The sequence below is a fragment of the Ignicoccus sp. genome (assembly GCF_056435145.1).
Window position 1 is genome coordinate 21,216 of record NZ_JBWNMZ010000014.1, and the last position, 15,281, is coordinate 36,496.

The 15,281-nt window shown below is 57.0% G+C and carries 14 protein-coding genes; 6 read left to right on the forward strand and 8 right to left on the reverse strand.

The annotated features are described in order from the left end of the window. Positions 1-70: 70 nt before the first annotated feature. Positions 71-625, forward strand: coding sequence for an alpha/beta hydrolase family protein (locus AC1HCZ_RS04550; RefSeq protein ID WP_479462364.1), 555 nt, complete (start codon positions 71-73; stop codon positions 623-625). Here AC1HCZ_RS04550 and AC1HCZ_RS04555 read toward each other — a convergent pair. Next, a complete protein-coding gene (locus tag AC1HCZ_RS04555) occupies positions 618-1,721 on the reverse strand; it encodes a radical SAM protein (protein WP_479462365.1) in 1,104 nt (367 codons plus the stop codon). The two genes, AC1HCZ_RS04550 and AC1HCZ_RS04555, sit on opposite strands and share 8 nt — an antisense overlap. Positions 1,722-1,843: 122 nt before the next feature. Between AC1HCZ_RS04555 and AC1HCZ_RS04560 the strand changes: the two genes are divergently transcribed. Continuing rightward, positions 1,844-3,316 carry a radical SAM protein gene (locus AC1HCZ_RS04560; protein ID WP_479462366.1) on the forward strand — a complete coding sequence of 491 codons (1,473 nt, stop codon included), beginning with the start codon at positions 1,844-1,846 and terminating at the stop codon, positions 3,314-3,316. A 47-nt stretch (positions 3,317-3,363) separates the two neighbouring features. Next, positions 3,364-3,837 (forward strand): multiprotein bridging factor aMBF1, encoded by a 474-nt coding sequence (locus tag AC1HCZ_RS04565; RefSeq protein WP_479462367.1) that lies wholly within the window; start codon positions 3,364-3,366, stop codon positions 3,835-3,837. Here the strand turns inward: AC1HCZ_RS04565 and AC1HCZ_RS04570 are convergent. After that, a complete protein-coding gene (locus AC1HCZ_RS04570; RefSeq protein WP_479462368.1) occupies positions 3,824-4,429 on the reverse strand; it encodes a tRNA(His) guanylyltransferase Thg1 family protein in 606 nt (201 codons plus the stop codon). The two genes, AC1HCZ_RS04565 and AC1HCZ_RS04570, sit on opposite strands and share 14 nt — an antisense overlap. Positions 4,430-4,448: 19 nt before the next feature. Continuing rightward, complete coding sequence (locus AC1HCZ_RS04575) at positions 4,449-4,985, reverse strand: RNA 2'-phosphotransferase (protein ID WP_479462369.1); 537 nt, start codon at positions 4,983-4,985, stop codon at positions 4,449-4,451. Between the two features lie 152 nt (positions 4,986-5,137). Between AC1HCZ_RS04575 and AC1HCZ_RS04580 the strand changes: the two genes are divergently transcribed. Continuing rightward, entirely contained in the window at positions 5,138-5,950 is an 813-nt protein-coding gene (locus tag AC1HCZ_RS04580; RefSeq protein WP_479462370.1) for a precorrin-2 dehydrogenase/sirohydrochlorin ferrochelatase family protein, read from the forward strand. Here the strand turns inward: AC1HCZ_RS04580 and AC1HCZ_RS04585 are convergent. Both AC1HCZ_RS04585 and AC1HCZ_RS04590 read right to left on the reverse strand, forming a co-directional pair. Further along, a complete protein-coding gene (locus tag AC1HCZ_RS04585; RefSeq protein ID WP_479462371.1) occupies positions 5,886-7,073 on the reverse strand; it encodes a hypothetical protein in 1,188 nt (395 codons plus the stop codon). The two genes, AC1HCZ_RS04580 and AC1HCZ_RS04585, sit on opposite strands and share 65 nt — an antisense overlap. Further along, positions 7,070-7,657 (reverse strand): restriction endonuclease, encoded by a 588-nt coding sequence (locus tag AC1HCZ_RS04590; RefSeq protein ID WP_479462372.1) that lies wholly within the window; start codon positions 7,655-7,657, stop codon positions 7,070-7,072. Before AC1HCZ_RS04590 ends, AC1HCZ_RS04585 begins: the two co-directional genes overlap by 4 nt. 61 nt (positions 7,658-7,718) lie before the next feature. Here AC1HCZ_RS04590 and AC1HCZ_RS04595 point away from each other — a divergent pair, with 61 nt between their 5' ends. Further along, positions 7,719-10,574 carry a COG1361 S-layer family protein gene (locus tag AC1HCZ_RS04595; protein WP_479462373.1) on the forward strand — a complete coding sequence of 952 codons (2,856 nt, stop codon included), beginning with the start codon at positions 7,719-7,721 and terminating at the stop codon, positions 10,572-10,574. Beyond that, positions 10,571-11,749, forward strand: a complete 1,179-nt coding sequence (locus AC1HCZ_RS04600) for an ABC transporter permease (RefSeq protein WP_479462374.1) — start codon at positions 10,571-10,573, stop codon at positions 11,747-11,749. The genes AC1HCZ_RS04595 and AC1HCZ_RS04600 overlap by 4 nt, the downstream gene beginning before the upstream one ends. Here the strand turns inward: AC1HCZ_RS04600 and AC1HCZ_RS04605 are convergent. Genes AC1HCZ_RS04605 through hmgA form a run of 3 tightly spaced genes read right to left on the reverse strand, consistent with a single transcriptional unit; the run spans position 11,666 to position 15,268 of the window. Continuing rightward, complete coding sequence (locus AC1HCZ_RS04605) at positions 11,666-13,201, reverse strand: tRNA-ribosyltransferase family protein (protein ID WP_479462375.1); 1,536 nt, start codon at positions 13,199-13,201, stop codon at positions 11,666-11,668. The two genes, AC1HCZ_RS04600 and AC1HCZ_RS04605, sit on opposite strands and share 84 nt — an antisense overlap. 19 nt (positions 13,202-13,220) lie before the next feature. Continuing rightward, complete coding sequence (locus AC1HCZ_RS04610; protein WP_479462376.1) at positions 13,221-14,072, reverse strand: hypothetical protein; 852 nt, start codon at positions 14,070-14,072, stop codon at positions 13,221-13,223. Then, complete coding sequence (gene hmgA / locus AC1HCZ_RS04615; protein ID WP_479462404.1) at positions 14,069-15,268, reverse strand: hydroxymethylglutaryl-CoA reductase (NADPH); 1,200 nt, start codon at positions 15,266-15,268, stop codon at positions 14,069-14,071. Before hmgA ends, AC1HCZ_RS04610 begins: the two co-directional genes overlap by 4 nt. Between the last annotated feature and the right edge of the window lie 13 nt (positions 15,269-15,281).

Sequence of the window (15,281 nt, forward strand, 5' to 3'; positions counted from 1 at the left end):
CTTCGCGTCCCGCGGGCAATCGTAGCAAAATGTTATTATTGTATGTGACAGCCTCCCGCGGGCGCAGTGAGTGAAGGCAGCAGTATTCCACGGCTACGGCTCTTCGCCTACGAGAATAAAGTGGCTAGTAACGGCTTTTAAGGAAGTAGTCGAGGAAGTCGTAGTGCCCACGCTCCCTAGCGTCTTAGTGAAGGCGTGGGAGGCGACGAAGGGGCTGGAGGCTGACATGTACGGGGGCCACAGCATGGGAGGCGCCTTGGCCCTCTTACACTCGGCCTTCAAAGGGAGGCCCGCGGTCGCCGTCGCCCCGCCGACGGACTTGAGGAAGCAGCTGGCCCACTTAAGAGATAAGTTCCCGAAGATATACAAGGACATAACCTCCCAAGTGGACGAGGAGACTATGGTCGAGCTAAGTCCAATAAACATGAAGTTCACTGCTCCCGTACTCTTGATACACGGGACCGAAGACAAAGTGGTCCCATTAGAGCAGAGCTTAAGTTTCTGCGAAAGGGTCAAGGTATGTCACTTGGTCGTGGTAGACGGCATGGGTCACAAGCCGGTCACGGATAGCGAGAAGGAGATCGTCAGAAGACACATAGTTGAGTTCCTCAACTCCCTCAGCTGACCGGCCTCCAAACTATCCCGAGCTCGTCGGCCCTCTTGCGGGCGGCCTCCACCTCCTCCGAGCTCACCGGTCTGGCCACGTCGGGCCAACGTTGGGGAAACTTGAGCACTAAGTAGTCGGGACGGTACTGTTCCATTATATTTACCAATACCTTGTCCTTGATGTTTTTAGCTATCCAATCGAGTATGGGAAAAGTGTCACACTCCAAGTGGTTGGGCATGACTAAATGCCTTATTATCATGTCGCCCTTCTGGGCGGCCTCATATATGTTTCTGGCAACTACCTCCCTATACCTCTTCACCCCGCTGAGCCTCCACGCGCAGCGGTCTTCCCAGTACTTGAAGTCCGGAAGCCAGATATCTATTATATCTAACAATAATTCCAACAATTCTTTAGTCATATACATGTTGCTGTTCCACAGTTGGGGAACGTTTACCTTTAAGTACTTTAAACTCTCAATTATAACGTGGGCGCTAGGGATGGGGTCTCCTCCGACGTGGTTTACGTTCCTCGCCCCGTCGCGCCGGAGCTTCTCTTGGACCTCAGCCAGGCCCTCCGGCCCGAGCGCAGGAGCGTTGGAGGGTCGCTCTTGGCTTATGTCCCAGTTCTGACAGAACACGCACTTGAACGGGCAGCCCCCGTAGAAGACGGTGCCGGAGGGCACCAAGGGGGCCTCCTCGCCCAAGTGGAGGAAGGCGGAGTGGACGTAGGCCTTGTGGTCCACCAAGCAGGCCCCCCTCGAGCTCCTCCGGTCCACAGGACAGCGCCTCTCGCAGAGCCTACAGGGCGGTCCCAAGAGCCTCTTCGCAAGCTCAATCTTGACATCCAAGAAATTATTCTTTACTTCCTTAAACCACTTTCCCCTCTTGGCTTCTTCCAACCTCTTTTCGAACTCCTCCCTCAGCGTGGAGTGCAAGTCCCAAAGTTCCCTTTCACTCAATTCTTCCGGCCTCGCGTCGGCGGCCACGGACTTCGCTATCAAGAACTTGGCTTGGGCGCGGTTCAGCATGACGTCCTTGTACCAACTCAGCCTCTTGTTAACTTCCGGGTCCTTCCACACAGCTACGGCGTCCGGCCTCAGCAAGACCCAAGACATGTTCTCGACTCCCGTCCTGCGCGAGGAGTACTCTTAAGGTTTTGAGAGGAGGCCTTCCCGTTAAGAAACCTTATCCCTCCTGCTTATTTGGCGTTTTCTTGGATTTAGAGAGCGGTGGTTCAATGACTTCCGGAATGGGAGCGTTCCTCACGGGCCTCCGAGTGACCTTCAACAACCCGCTGACGAGGACCTTGTTGCGCAAGGCCTCCAAGAGGGTGACTTGCGAAATAGGGGGGAGGAGGGTCACCGAGAGGGTGTCTTTCTTCGCCATGGCCGAGTATGCCGGAGAGAAGGTAAAATGCCCTTCAACGCTCTTGACGAAGAGCTTCATAAAGTTCACAATATCCAGTATAACGAAGCTGTTCAATGTTAGGGAGGAAGAGGTCAAGGCGGCCTTGTCGGACCCCGCGGTGAGGAGAGGGCTGGCGTTGGTGCTGGAGGGCTTGGCCCTCTACGGAGTCTCCGTCCCCCAGAAGTTTCCAGCGCCCTTCTTGGTGGTTTGGAACTTCACTAACATGTGTAACTTGCGTTGCAAACATTGCTACCAGAGGGCTGAGGAGCCGTTGCCCAACGAGCTCACCTTGGAAGAGAAGTTGGACTTGGTGGACCAGCTCGACCGCGCCGGGGTGGCAGCCGTCGCTCTGAGCGGCGGCGAGCCCACTATACACCCACACTTCTGGAGGGTCGTCAAGGAGCTGAGCAACCGGTTCATATACGTAGCGGTTGCCACCAACGGCTGGCTCTTCGCGGACAAGAGGATGGCCGAGAAGGCCAAGAAAGCCGGAGTGAGGTACGTAGAAGTCTCCGTAGATTCGGCGGACCCAAAGAAGCACGACGAGTTCAGGGGGGTGCCGGGGAGCTGGAAGAGGGCGGTGAAGGCCTTGAAAAACGCCGCTGAACTAGGGATGAACGTAGCCATGGCGACTACTGTAACAAGGATGAACGTAGACGAGATACACGATATACTGGACTTAGCTGAAGAGATAGGAATAAAGAGGGTAGTATTCTTCAACTTCGTGCCCACAGGAAGGGGTAAGGAAATAATAGACTTAGACCTAAGTCCGGAGGAGAGGGAGGAGTTCCTGAAGAAGATTGCAATAGAAATGAAGAGGAGGAATTTGGAGATAGTTAGCACCGCCCCCCAGTTCGGGAGGGTTTGTTTGCAAGCCGGGTTGGGGTTGGTGGCCCCCACGCACATGTACGTGGGCAAGCCGGAGGAGCTCGACATGGATAAAGTGATAAGCGCCTTGGCGGAGTTCGTAGGAGGTTGCGGCGCTGGGAGGATCTACGCGGCCTTGGAGCCCGAGGGCACGGTGACTCCGTGCGTCTTTCTCCCCGTCCCAGTAGGCAACGTAAGGGAGAAGGACTTCAGGGAGATATGGGAGACCAGCGAGCTGTTCCAGAAGCTGAGGGACAGAAACAACTTGTGGGGCTTCTGTAGGACTTGTCCGTACCGCGAGATATGCGGCGGCTGTAGGGCTAGGGCCTACGGTTATTTCAACGACCCGCTGGCCCCCGATCCGGGCTGCATATATAATCGGAAGTATTATGAACGGCTGAGGTCAAAAGCCGCCGCCACGATTAGCGGACAGTAAAACTTAAGATCTAGGTTTAGGAGTAACCTAGAAGGGACTCGGACATCATGAAGGGCAACGCCTTATATTGCGAAATGTGCGGGAGGCCCATCTACGGCAAGGCTTATCGGGTCTACATAGAAGGCGCTGAGATGGTGCTCTGCGAGTCGTGCTTCCGCTCAGTTAAGGCCAAGGTAGCTCCCCTCCCCAAGAAGGAGCGCAAGCCCGCCCCCAAGCCTAAGACTAAGAAGGTCGTGGAGTACGTGGTGGTGGAGGACTACGCGGAGAGGGTCCGGACCGCTAGGGAGCGCTTGGGCTTGAGCAGGAGGGAGCTGGGGATGAAGGTTGGAGAGCACGAAACGGTAATCAAGAGGATCGAGTTGGGCCGCCTGCAGCCTGACTTAGAGCTCGCGAGGAAGCTGGAGAGGGTACTCGGGATACAACTAATCAAAAAGGTAGAGTACGAGGAGAGCGAGGCCCCCAAGCTCCAAGGTCCTCCGGAACTCACCTTGGGCGACGTAGCAGTGCTCAGAAAGGATTGAGCTCCAACCTCTTCAAGACCTCCTCCCCTCGGAACTCCTTCAATACCCTCCTCGTCACCTCGACCTCTTCCCCCGTCAGAGGGTTGATGCCTTTCTTTACCGTTTCGACCCTCTCGAGGAGGGTCCCGAACGCCTCTGGGGGGAGGTGGACCTCCTTCAAGGCCCGCGAACACGGCTTCTTTGCCACCGAGGAGGCATAATTACAAACTGTTACTTTGAGCCTCCACAGCACGTACGCCCGCCAGTCCTCAACCAACACCGCCCGGCCGTCGAACCACCCCGGGGGTAGGGGGCTCACTTCCCTCGAGAAGTGGGAACCCAAGAAAGAGGAGAAGACGGAGACCAACTTCTCTACCCTCCCCCCGAACGGGGGGATCTTGCAGTATACGCTCACCTCGTCGCTGGAGGCGTAGGCGGAGTCGCAAGAGTAGTACTCTACCAACTTCTTCGCGGAGCTCACTAACGCTCTATGGACCCTCTCGTCCCTTTGCTTTCCCAACGCCTTGGAGTACTTCCCGAAGTTCACGCCGTCCATTCGGACCACTACGGGTCCTTCGACCCTTAGGTCGGAGAAGGGCTCCCTGTCCTTCATCCAGTCGTAGGGGACGAGCTCAAGCCTCTCCCACCACGCACTCCGGCGGGACGTAGCTGCACACCCTTACGTGCTTCCCCGCCTTGTATACTTTTATTCCCTTCTTCCTTAGGCACTCCCCGTCCACGACCAAGATCTTTATACACTTGCCCTTCCTCCTCGCGTTCTCTGACGCCTCTTCCAAGCTCGTGGTTAGGTGGACGAAGTTCCTCTTCATGGGCTTTATGCCCTCTTTGAGTATAGCCCTCGCGGCCTCGCACGAGGTGCCGTGGAAAAGGAGGGGCTCGTCGGACTCCTCTAAGGTGGGCCTCACGTACTTCACGGTGTGGCCGTACCGGGCCCGCACCTTGTTGCCTCTGACCTCGTAGCGCCCTTTGTCGTCCTTTGAGATAACCTCGAGGACGTGTTCCTTAGAGACCCACGGAAAGGACCTCCTTAGCTCCCGGACGAGCGCGTCCAGTTCCGCCCACCCTTCCGCGTCCACGAATCCCTCTTTGTGCCTCAAGAGGTAGGTCATCTTCTTGCTCAACTTTACTCTGGTCTTGTCGTCCAGCAACTTCTTTGGCCCTCGGGCGGCTATCTGTAGCTTAAGGCGGCTTCTGCGAGGTAGAGCTCCAGCTCCTCTTCGGAGGGCTTGGGCTTGGGGAGTTGGACTGCGGTCTGCACGCTAGACCCCGAGAGCTGGTCCGAGCGGACCCTTAAAGGTCGGTGTCTAACGCTCTGTTCGGCAAGAGTCTGAGGAGGGCGAGGGCACACGTTATATTTGGGTCGAGCGCGCCCGCTACCGATGAAAGGATGCGCGTCCCGCTGTTCGTCGAGGCCTCGAAGCTCACGGTGGTGGTCTTCGGAGGTGGCAAAGTAGGGACGAGGAGGGCGCAGAAGTTCGCCAGGGCAGGAGCTAGGGTGAGGGTGGTAGCTAAGGAGATCAACGAAGACCTCTATTACTTGAACGTAGAAATAATAAAGTCAGACCTTAGGAACGACAACGAAATAAGGAAGCTTATTGAGGACGCAGACTTAGTAGTGATAGCAACTAACGACAAGGAGCTAAATGACAGACTGTTTAAAATTGCTGAGGAGATGGGCAAGCTGGTAAACGACGCCACGTACGCCTCCCGCAGCGACGTTCACATCCCCTTCGAGACGGAGGTAGACGGGATAAGGATAGCTGTCACCAGCGAGGGCGCCTCCGGCGTCGCCGCTCACATAGCGCTCGCGCTCGCAGAACACTGCTTGAGGAACAACAAGTTTTTCAGGAGGATTAATGAATTCGGCAGAGCGTTTAAACGGGAACTGAAGAAGATCATTGACGACCCCAAGAGGAGGTTCGGGCTCTATTGGTATGTAATGTTGCAGAAGGACATAATTGAAAAAGTGAAGGAGGGCAAGGTAGAAGAAGCCTTGGAGGAGGCCCTAACGATAGCCAAGAACTACGAGGGCGAGGGAGTGACGGACGTCAAGTACGCTCTCGAGAAGTTTCTCGAAGAATGGGGCGCTGAGCTATTAGGAGCGCAGCCTTGACCCCTGGCGGGTCGAAGAACGTTATCTCGAGTTTGTTGCCGCGCGCTAAGTACAAGTTGTACGTGGAGGGGCTCCACCAAGCGGACAGTACGTTACTTACCTTCCTGACAGTTGCTATTTCCTTGCTTAAGTTGGAATATATCCAACAAGCTTCCCTCGAGCACATGACGGCGAAGTCGGAGTAGGGCGACCAAGAGATTAAGTCGACCCCCCTCAGCTTAAACTCTCTGAGCTTCACTCCGCTGTCCAAGTCTATCAGCTTCACGCTGTCGCCGGTGGACAAGAGCAATAGCTTCGCGTCTGGCGAGAGGGACGCCGCCTTCCACCCTTCAACTGCTATGTTTATTACTTCCTCTCGGAGCGTCACCAAGGATATGCGGTTGTCGTAATATATTGCCAGCGCGGGCGTGGAGTCCACTAAGCACCACTCCGCCCTCCGGGCCGCCCCCTCTATCCTCTTCAATACCGACCACACCCCTCCCCTTCTAGAAATTATGTCAATCTTGTCTTTCCTCACCATAGAGGCTAAGTAGCCGTACGGGAAGGAGATGACGTCCTTCAAGTCTCGAGCTATCACTATTTTCTCCCTCCTCTCTGGAGTGACTAAGTAGAGGTTCCCGTCGCTGAGGTAAGCGTAGAAGGCCCGGCGCGGCGCGGACAAGGGCTCGATCAAGAGGGCCTTAAGGTTGGACAACGTGTCGAAGGTGCGTAGGTCTACCGCAACTGCCGAGCCCAATTGTTGGAGGGCGAGCACCCCTCCCCTCTCCCTTACGCTGACCGCCTTTTTGTTGAAGGCTAACACGTTATTTATGTTAGCAACTATGTCAACATCAGTAACGAAAGGGGTTATCGGAACCCCCGTGAGCACCCAAGCCCTCGCCACGAACGAACACTCCTTTTCACATACGAACCTCAAATAGCCGTCTTCGTAGGACAGTCCCTTGGGAGCGTTCTTTATCTTTTTGATTATCTGGATCCTGTACATTTTAGCTTTACCTATGGCATCTTTCAAGACCTTGGGGGCCCGGAGGCCGGAGCACGGACCCCTAGTGCTGACCAACAAGTAGACCGAGGTCCCCCCTACGTCAGGCTCTATGTGCGTCACGAGCGCCCGGCATGTCAACCTTTCACCCCCTTCGTCAGCCTCCATATGATGCACGACAGCTTTGCTACGGCTAACACCGCCTCCAAGCCGCCCGCCCGCCCCATTCTCTTTAACAGTTTCTTTGTTCCTTCCTTGCCCAATACCCTTTCCGCCTCCTCTAAGCTTCCGGCTTCGGCTAACGTACACGCGCTTTCGTCCGGATACAACGAGTTTATGAATTTCACCAACACTTCGGTTATAGCCCCCTTGACTATCTCGTAGACCTCCTCCTTGCTGGCCACCATAACGTCCTCGAACATGAGGTATTTAACTCCCAATTTGTCTGCCAAGAGCTTGGCTTCCTCGTTGGCCCACCCCGAGCCCATGACCATGGGCTCGGCCCCTATCGCTTTCGCGTTGGCGTACGCTTGCCTGACCGCGCTGACGTCCACCTTCCCTGATTTCACCTCGACCGCTATGGGCCCAAGGGGCGGTTTGACCAACAAGTCAACCTCGGCCACTTCCCTATCCCCGACCTTCACCGGAGCGTTGGCGCTCACGACCTCGAAGCCCATGGAGCGGAGTACCTCTTCCGCCAGCCTCTCGCTCCTCGCCCTCCTCAAATCTCCGCACTCTCTGGCGAAGGCTCTAATCCCCCTCTATGACCTTGTCCCGGGCCTCGCTTTGAAGAGGGCTCTGATCTTCTTGACGGTCACGGCGCTGATCTGGGCGGCCGAACAGAAGCCCGCGCCGCTCCCGCCGGTCTACCTAGTTCTGGAACGGGCGAACTTAACAGTGGGTCACGTCGGTTGGGCCGAGTTCAAGGTCTGTAACCCGTCGCTCGCCTTGATTCATTACGCTACCTTTCAGCTCACCACGGAGGACGCGATCGTCAACCCCTCTACCTTCTCTGTAGGCGACTTGAGGCCTAAGCAGTGTAAGGAGGTTACTTTAAACGTCGTCCCCGCGAAGGGGGTGGTGATCATCGGCTACACTGTCAGCGCGGTCTACGGCTTTGGGAGGACGAAGGCGTTCGGAGCGGCCTCCGGCTCGCTGACCCTGTTCGCCCGATCGCCGAAGCTGACCTTGGAACCGGTAGAGGTCTCCGAGGTAGGGGGGAACGTTACGCTGAAGTTCACCAACGCCGGCGACGCCCCGTTCGAGGGGGAAGTAACGCTCACAAGGCCCTTCTTCGCGACGTTCCGCTTGGAGGTGCCGCCCGGAGGGGAGAGCACGACGAGAGCGGAAGTTCCCCCCACTTCTCCAGGGAAGTACGAGGTCTTTTACAAGGCCATCTACGGGAAGGCAGTGTTAGAAGGAAAGGGCTTGATGGTAGTGCGCCCGAGCTCCGGCGTGCTCTTCAAGCTGGGTAAAGAGATAAAGATATGTTTCCCGAGGAGAACTCTGTTCGTAATTAAGTTAGTGGCGCACAACGCCGTTGTGGAGCCGAGCTCCTTCGAGCTCGAGGTAAAGGGCTGTAAGACCCTAAACTATATCCTCACGCCCTCCTCCCTCCCCGTCATAGTAAGTGCTGTGGCTAGGACGGGCAACCTGGTGCTGAACGATAGCACCAGTATGAACTACTGTAACGTCAGCTTCAACACTACCGACCTGTGGGCCGGTCTGGACAACACAGTGGAAGTGAAGGTGAGCTGCCCCCTTCCGGCTAGGGGCACCGTAGAGCTCGAGCCGAGCCTCGGGGCCGTAAACCCGCCGGCCTTGCCGTCCTCCGGGGGGACGTTCGTTTGGACCCTACCTCCCTCGGCCAATCAAGCATTATTGAAGTTAAAGATGTTCGGCAAGGAATTTACTTTCAAGTTCAACGTAAAGTCATTTAATCCGGTGTTCTCAGTTACCTTCGAGCCCCGGAGTTTGGTGGAGGGGAACGTCGTCCGGGAGAGGGTTTGTGTCCGAAACGCGTGGAGCAGGGAAGTAAAGGACGTGGTCGTGAAGGTTGAAGTAGGCAACTGGTCTGCAGTGACCACGGTCGGCACCCTCGCCCCCTCCCAGAGGAAGTGCTTGGAGGGCCTCGTGGCCGTGCCTTGGGAGGTCAAGTCCCTCGAGGCTAAGGCCGAGATCTCCGTGGGCTCATACAGCTTTAAGAAGAAGGAAAAGCTGGATGTGGTACCCAACCCGAACGTCGCGGTTCCGGCTATAGAGCTGGAGACTAGGAGCTTAAGCGTCGGCAAGGACATAATTGCAATAAAGGTGAAGAACGTGGGGAAGGGATACGCGAAGAGGGCCAGCTTAAGCCTCTCCTCGCCTTACTTACTCTACCCAAGCTACGTCTACTTGGGGGACATGTCGCCGGGGTCCAGCGAAGTAGTAAACGCAACTTTCTTCGTTCCCAAGGATACCAAGGCTGTCAAGTTGAGGGCGTCCTTGAGCTACTGCTCGGGCCCTCTCGGGGGGACTTGCTTGCCGTCACAGCTGGAGAAGGAGTTCGAGGTACCGGTGAGGAATTACGTCCCCCCGAACTTAGTAATAGCTGTAAAGGGAGAGAAGCTCAGGGGCGGGAAAGGAAACTTAGTCTACGTCGAGCTCGCCAACACTGGGGGAGACGACGCGAAGTCGGTCACCCTCTCGGCCTCTTCCGAAAGCTCCGACGTTACGCCCAGCTACTTCATGTTGGGTGATATACCGCCGGGAAGGAAGGTTACCCTAAGGCTCGCGGTAACCCCGCCGGAAAGGGCTACCGAAGCGAACTTGAAGTTGGAGGCCCGTTACACAGACCCTTGGGGGAGCTCCTATTCTGCTTCGCTGACCAAAAAGTTCAAGGTCATTCCTAAGCCCTCGCCCCACGTCGTAGCGAACTTGTTAACTTCTGTGCTCAAAGCTGGGAGGTCAATTTTAAAATTGGAGGTCCTCAACGACGGTGAAGTTCCGGCCAAGGGGGTCGAGGTCTACGTCTACTCCTCCGGGATACCGCTCTCCAAGAGTTCCTTTGCCTTGGACGTCTTGAACCCCGGCCAGAGGGTTCTGCTCCAAGTGCCCTGCTCCCCCAACTACCCCGGGACATACTCCGTGACTGCTAGGGTGAGGTACGGCAACGTCAGCGAGGCGTTCAATTACAAAATAAACGTGGTAACTGGTCCAGAGTTCAAGGTCCACGACGTGGTAACCTTTCCGGAGGAGGTCCTCCCGGGCTCCTCCGGCGTGCTGGGCCTCTCCTTGGCCAACGTGGGGGACCAAGGGGCGGTTAGGGTCACAATAACTGCGGAAGCCGAGGGAATAAGGTTCGTACAGAGGACTATCTTCTTCCCGAGGATAGCCCCCGGGGAGGACGTGCCGGCGGCCTTCCCGTTCAAGGTTCCGAGGGACGCGGCGCCCGGGACAGTACCGGTGACCTTGAAGGTGTCTTACGTCTTCCAAGGGGAGAAGTATGAAAAGGTGTTCGCAGCGAGCGTGGTAGTTAAGCAGGCCACGAGGACCTTCTCTAGGGGCTTGGGACCGGAGACGGCGGTCCTAGCCCTGGCGGCGGCAGCAATTTCGCTCCTACTGATCAAGAGGAGAAGGTCCAAGGCGGTGGTAATAGAATGAAGTACGCGGAGTTCTTCCTTATGAGCTTAAAAGACATGAAGAGCGGCGGCATTAGGTCATTCCTAGTGGTCATGAGTGTGGCCGTGGGGGCGGCAGCCCTGATAGCGTTCGTCTCCCAAGCGGAGGGCTTGAGGGTAAACGTGGAGAGGCAGTTCAAGGGGCTGGCAGCGAACGTGATAGTCTTGAGTGCCGGCAAGAAGCCCTTTTCCGTGAAGGACGTCTTAACATTTAAGGCTGTAGAGGGAGTAAAGGACGTCCTCGGGGCCTCTGTCTTTAGAGCCAAGGTTAAGACATCAGGGAAGGTTTGGATACTAACTTTCGTGGGTATGAACAACAAGGTCCTCCTGTCCTTATTCCCTTCAGCAAGGGCGCGCTGGGGTCGCCTTTCGTTGGCTCCCGGGACGGCCGTGGAGGGCTGGCAAGTCGCGAAGGAAGTCTTGCTCCCATTGGGCGACGTGGAGTTTCAAGTAGGGGGGAGGAAGTACCACGTGACAGTAGTGGGGGCCTTAAGGAGCTTGGGCTCCAGCCTCTTCGGCTTCGACCCGGACAGATCGATAATAATTTCTGAAGACTTGGGGATGAAGATTGTTGGAGGCTATAACATACTCTATTTGGTCACTGAAAGCCCATCAAAGACCAAGGAAGTACTAAAGAAGGTCAACCCCCTCGCCAAGCTCATGGGCGCTGAGGCGACAGCCCCTTTGAGCTTAATAGACATGTACTTCTCTGCGGTCTCCTTCGCCGAGAGGTTCTTATTCATGATGTCAATGATAGCTTTCGTGGCCTCGGGGTTTGGCATAGCTAACACAATGATGATAACGGTTCTTGAAAGGAGGTCTGAGATAGCTGTCATGAAGGCGATAGGTTACTCGCCGAGGGACATATTGGTATACTACCTATTCTTAGCCTCATCCTTCGGGGTGGTGGGAGGAGCGATAGGTTCGGTTATCGGCTATTTCTTGGCGGATGCTGTGAACAAGTACGTTAACGTAATAGGAGCTCAACTGAAGAGCTACATACAGGCCGAGTTCTTGAAGACGGCCAAAGCTTACGTGAGCCCTCAGCTGGTTTTGGAGGCCGCGCTCTTCTCGTTACTGACCGCCGTGGTCGCTGGCCTCTACCCGGCCTACAAGGCCTCTAGGCTGGACCCCGTGGAGGCCCTCAGGGGAGAGTAGGAGCACTACTGCCTCTCCGGACGCCAAGGATAGCTCAGCGAAGGAGACCGCGGAGACCGCCCTCGCCTCCCCGCCCTCCCAGACGACCAACGCCTCTTGGTTCGGTCTCAGCACGCACCTAACCTCCTTCAAGTCTTTTTTCCTCACGACCCTTCCCTTGGGGGGCGAGGCGAGCCTTACCGAACACAGCTCCCTCAGAGACTTAGTAGAGAAGCTGACCCTCGGGGGCTTCAAGGACTCCAGGGGCTCTTCCAACGTTAGCTCCTTCCCGTAGGCCCTTTTTGCGAGAACGGCGAAGAGCTCACTGACGGTGTAGGTCCCTTCTTCTACCGGGTCCTTCTCCGGGCTTGAGTCGCAGAGCTCGCACCCCTCGGGGACCGGCGACTTGGGGAGAGCGTTTCTCTCCCTCTCGAAGTATCCCCTCCACTTCTTCAAGGCAGCCGCAAAGGCCTCGTAGAGCCTCGGGTGGGTGTGGGCGAAGGCGAGTGCCCACTTGTGGAAGCTGCCATAGATTATCCTCTCCCTTATTTCCTTTACCATATTTATTGCAGCGTAGAGGTTGTGGAGGGCTAGGAACTTGACTCTCTCCTCCTCGCTCATGGAGAGCAAGTCGCGCGGGGAGAGGGAGGAACAAGCGGGGCAGTCGCACGGAAATTCCCTCATCATTACAAGTTCTTCCAACCTAAAGGTACCGAACGGCGTTAAGTACCTCCCCTCTCTAGCGGCTATAGCGTACATCGCCGAGTCGAACGCGTCCACGCCCAGGAAGGCCAAGAGGGGGAAGAGCAGCGGGTGGCCCGCCCCGAAGGCGTGTACCGCGGCCTCGGGGGGCCTGGAGGCGAGTACCGGCACTAAGACGTCTACCAGCTCCTTGAACTTGTACTCTTCCATCAGGGGGACTATGCCCCCCACCGCCAACAGCCTGGCGCCCGCCTCCGCGTACCTCCTCGTAGCGGCAGCCCTCACGTCAGGGTAGAGCCCCCCTTGGACGGGGGCGCTCACTTCTTCCTTCAGTTCTCTCGCATAGAGCCACCTCCGGAAGCTCGCTTCGGCCTTCTCCTTGGCAACCTCCTTACTGTCAGTTGGTAGGCTGAAGACGTCCACGGGAGTTATTATGTCCGAGCCCGCGCTTATTTGGTACCTCACCGACTCCTCTGGGTCCACCCTCGCCCCCCTGCTGTACGCTTGGAAGGTGCCGGAGTCTGTGTAGAGGAGGCCGTCCCAGCCCAAGTGCTCCTTTAAGTTCTTCAAGCCTACCTTCTTCTTAGCTATGAACGCAGAAGTCATTATTACTTGCGCTCCCGCCCTCCTTATCTCGTCCAAAGGAACTAGCTGCCTCCTGGGGTCCGGGTCGACCACTACCAAGAGGGCTGGGGTCTCGACCTCGTGGACGCCGACCTTGAACTTCCCGGCCCTCGCCGGCCCGTCCCTCGCCTCGGGCTCCCAGATCAAGCTCCTCCCGTCCCTCGATCTAGGGGGCCTTGAACCCCCTTAGGCTGGAGGGCCCCGCGAACGGGTCGTAAGCCAACACGTAAGACCTCATCAGCCCTTCGTCTACTACCCCCACCAAGAGCCTCTCGCCCCAGTACGCTTGTACCCCGTAGCACTCGTCGCTCCCCCCTTCCAAGCTGTGTGAGAAGGCCAAGTTCCCCTTGAGGTCGAAGACCGAGACCCCGCAAGAGGGGACAGCGACGTAGAGACAGTCCGGGGATATCCAAGGGGTGCCGGTAACCCCCTTGACCTCCCCCACAGGTTCGGGCTCGCCCAAGTCTTTCACAACTAATAATGCCAGTGCTGTGGCCTCCTCGTCGTTCACCAACAAGAGCGTGGAGCCGCAAGAGGACGTGACCCTCCAGTTGCCGTTGCCCAGCTCCACTTCCCTCACAGCCTTCCCGTCCTTCGGGGACAGGGCGAGGGCCCCGAAGGGCGTGCCGACGTAAACGAGGCCCTTCGCCCTCGCCGCCCCCCTCGCGGGGCCGTACAAGCTCCTCCAGAGCATCTTGCCCTCCAAGCTGTAGGCTACTACGCCCTCCTCGTAGGTTAGGTATATAATATTGTCATTAAGCAAGACCCAATTGGGGGCGACGCCCACTTCGAACTCCCTTAGGGGGGTTCCGTAAGAAGTTACCAAGACCTTCGTGCCGTAGTAGGTAGCACACATGCTCTCCTCGCAACTCACGAGCTCCGCCGGCTCCTCCAAGCTGAGCTCGTCCTTTACCCTCTCCTCGAAGAACGTCGCGAAGCCCCCGCCCTCGTACTTCGCGCCCACGGCCGCTCCCCACGAGAGCGCGGCCAGCTCCCTGCCGTCCAACTCGAGCCTCAACTCTTCCCCCTCCCGAGCCTCTCGTGGGCCCTCGCGAGCTGACCCGCCGCGAGGGCCGCGAGCAAGTTGAGTTCCCCGGCTAAGACGCTTGCTCCGACTATTTCGGCGAACTTGAGCGCGTTGGTCCCGGGAGGGTCGCCGCTGCCGGCGACGCCGAGGATCTCCAAGGCCTCCCTCTGGGTCTGCAGCCTCGTCCCCCCGCCCACCGTTCCGACCTCCAAGCTGGGAAGGGTGACGGATATGTACAAGTCCTCGCCTCTGACCTCGGTCCAAGTGAATCCCATGGACGATTCCACTATCTGTGCCGCGTCTTGTCCTGTAGCCAAGAATATTGCGGCTATTATGTTGGCGAAGTGGGCGTTGTAGGAAAAGGAGCCGGCGAGCGCGCTCCCGGCCCAGTTCTTCCTCTCGTTCACCTCGTGCACGGACTTCGCGTCCGTTTTAAGAACCTCTTTCAGCACGTCTTTCTTTATTACGGCCTCGGCGACCACGTATTTCCCTCTACCCAAGAGCACGTTCAAGTGGGCTGGCTTCTTGTCGACGCACAAGTTGCCCGAGAGGGCCACACACTGCGCCTTCCCGAATTTCTCCTCAATGTATTTACACGCCTTCTCAGTTGCTATAGTAGCCATATTCATACCCATTGCGTCTCCAGTGAAGTAGACGAAGCGTAGCCACACGTTGTTACCCATGATGAAAGGCTGTATTTCCTTCAGCTTGCCATGGCGCGTAGTGCTTTCGGCAACTTCCTTTAGTTCGTCAAAATGCTCCCCTACCCACTCTACCAGCTCTTGCGCCGTCGCCACGTCCGGTACCTTGAACACCGGAGCTCTAGCCATTCCATCCTTCAAGACCTTCACGTTCGCCCCGCCTGACAGGGTTACTGCCTTCATTCCTCTGTTAACCGAAGCTACCAAGGCCCCCTCGTGGGTGGCCAAGGGGACGTAGAACTCGCCCTTGGCGTAGTCCCCGTTTACCTTGAGGGGTCCGGCTATGCCGAGCGGGATTTGGACCGCCCCTATGGGGTTCTCTATGTTCTTCCCCACGAGTTCTTCGAAGTCCAATATGGTTGAGGCGATCCCGGGGAGGAGCTTCCCTGTCCTCCTCTCTAGAAACCTCCTCCTAACCAGTGCGGCCAAGTTGGGGTTTAGAACCTTGTCCAGCTTGCTTAGGCTCAGTTCGCCCCTCTCCAGCATCTCCACGTACTTT

Coding starts and splice junctions, on each gene's coding strand:
- AC1HCZ_RS04555 (WP_479462365.1), bottom strand. CDS start 1,721: ATGTCTTGGGTCTTGCTGAGGCCGGACGCCGTAGCTGTGTGGAAGGAC.
- AC1HCZ_RS04560 (WP_479462366.1), top strand. CDS start 1,844: ATGACTTCCGGAATGGGAGCGTTCCTCACGGGCCTCCGAGTGACCTTC.
- AC1HCZ_RS04565 (WP_479462367.1), top strand. CDS start 3,364: ATGAAGGGCAACGCCTTATATTGCGAAATGTGCGGGAGGCCCATCTAC.
- AC1HCZ_RS04570 (WP_479462368.1), bottom strand. CDS start 4,429: ATGAAGGACAGGGAGCCCTTCTCCGACCTAAGGGTCGAAGGACCCGTA.
- AC1HCZ_RS04600 (WP_479462374.1), top strand. CDS start 10,571: ATGAAGTACGCGGAGTTCTTCCTTATGAGCTTAAAAGACATGAAGAGC.
- hmgA (WP_479462404.1), bottom strand. CDS start 15,268: ATGCTGGAGAGGGGCGAACTGAGCCTAAGCAAGCTGGACAAGGTTCTA.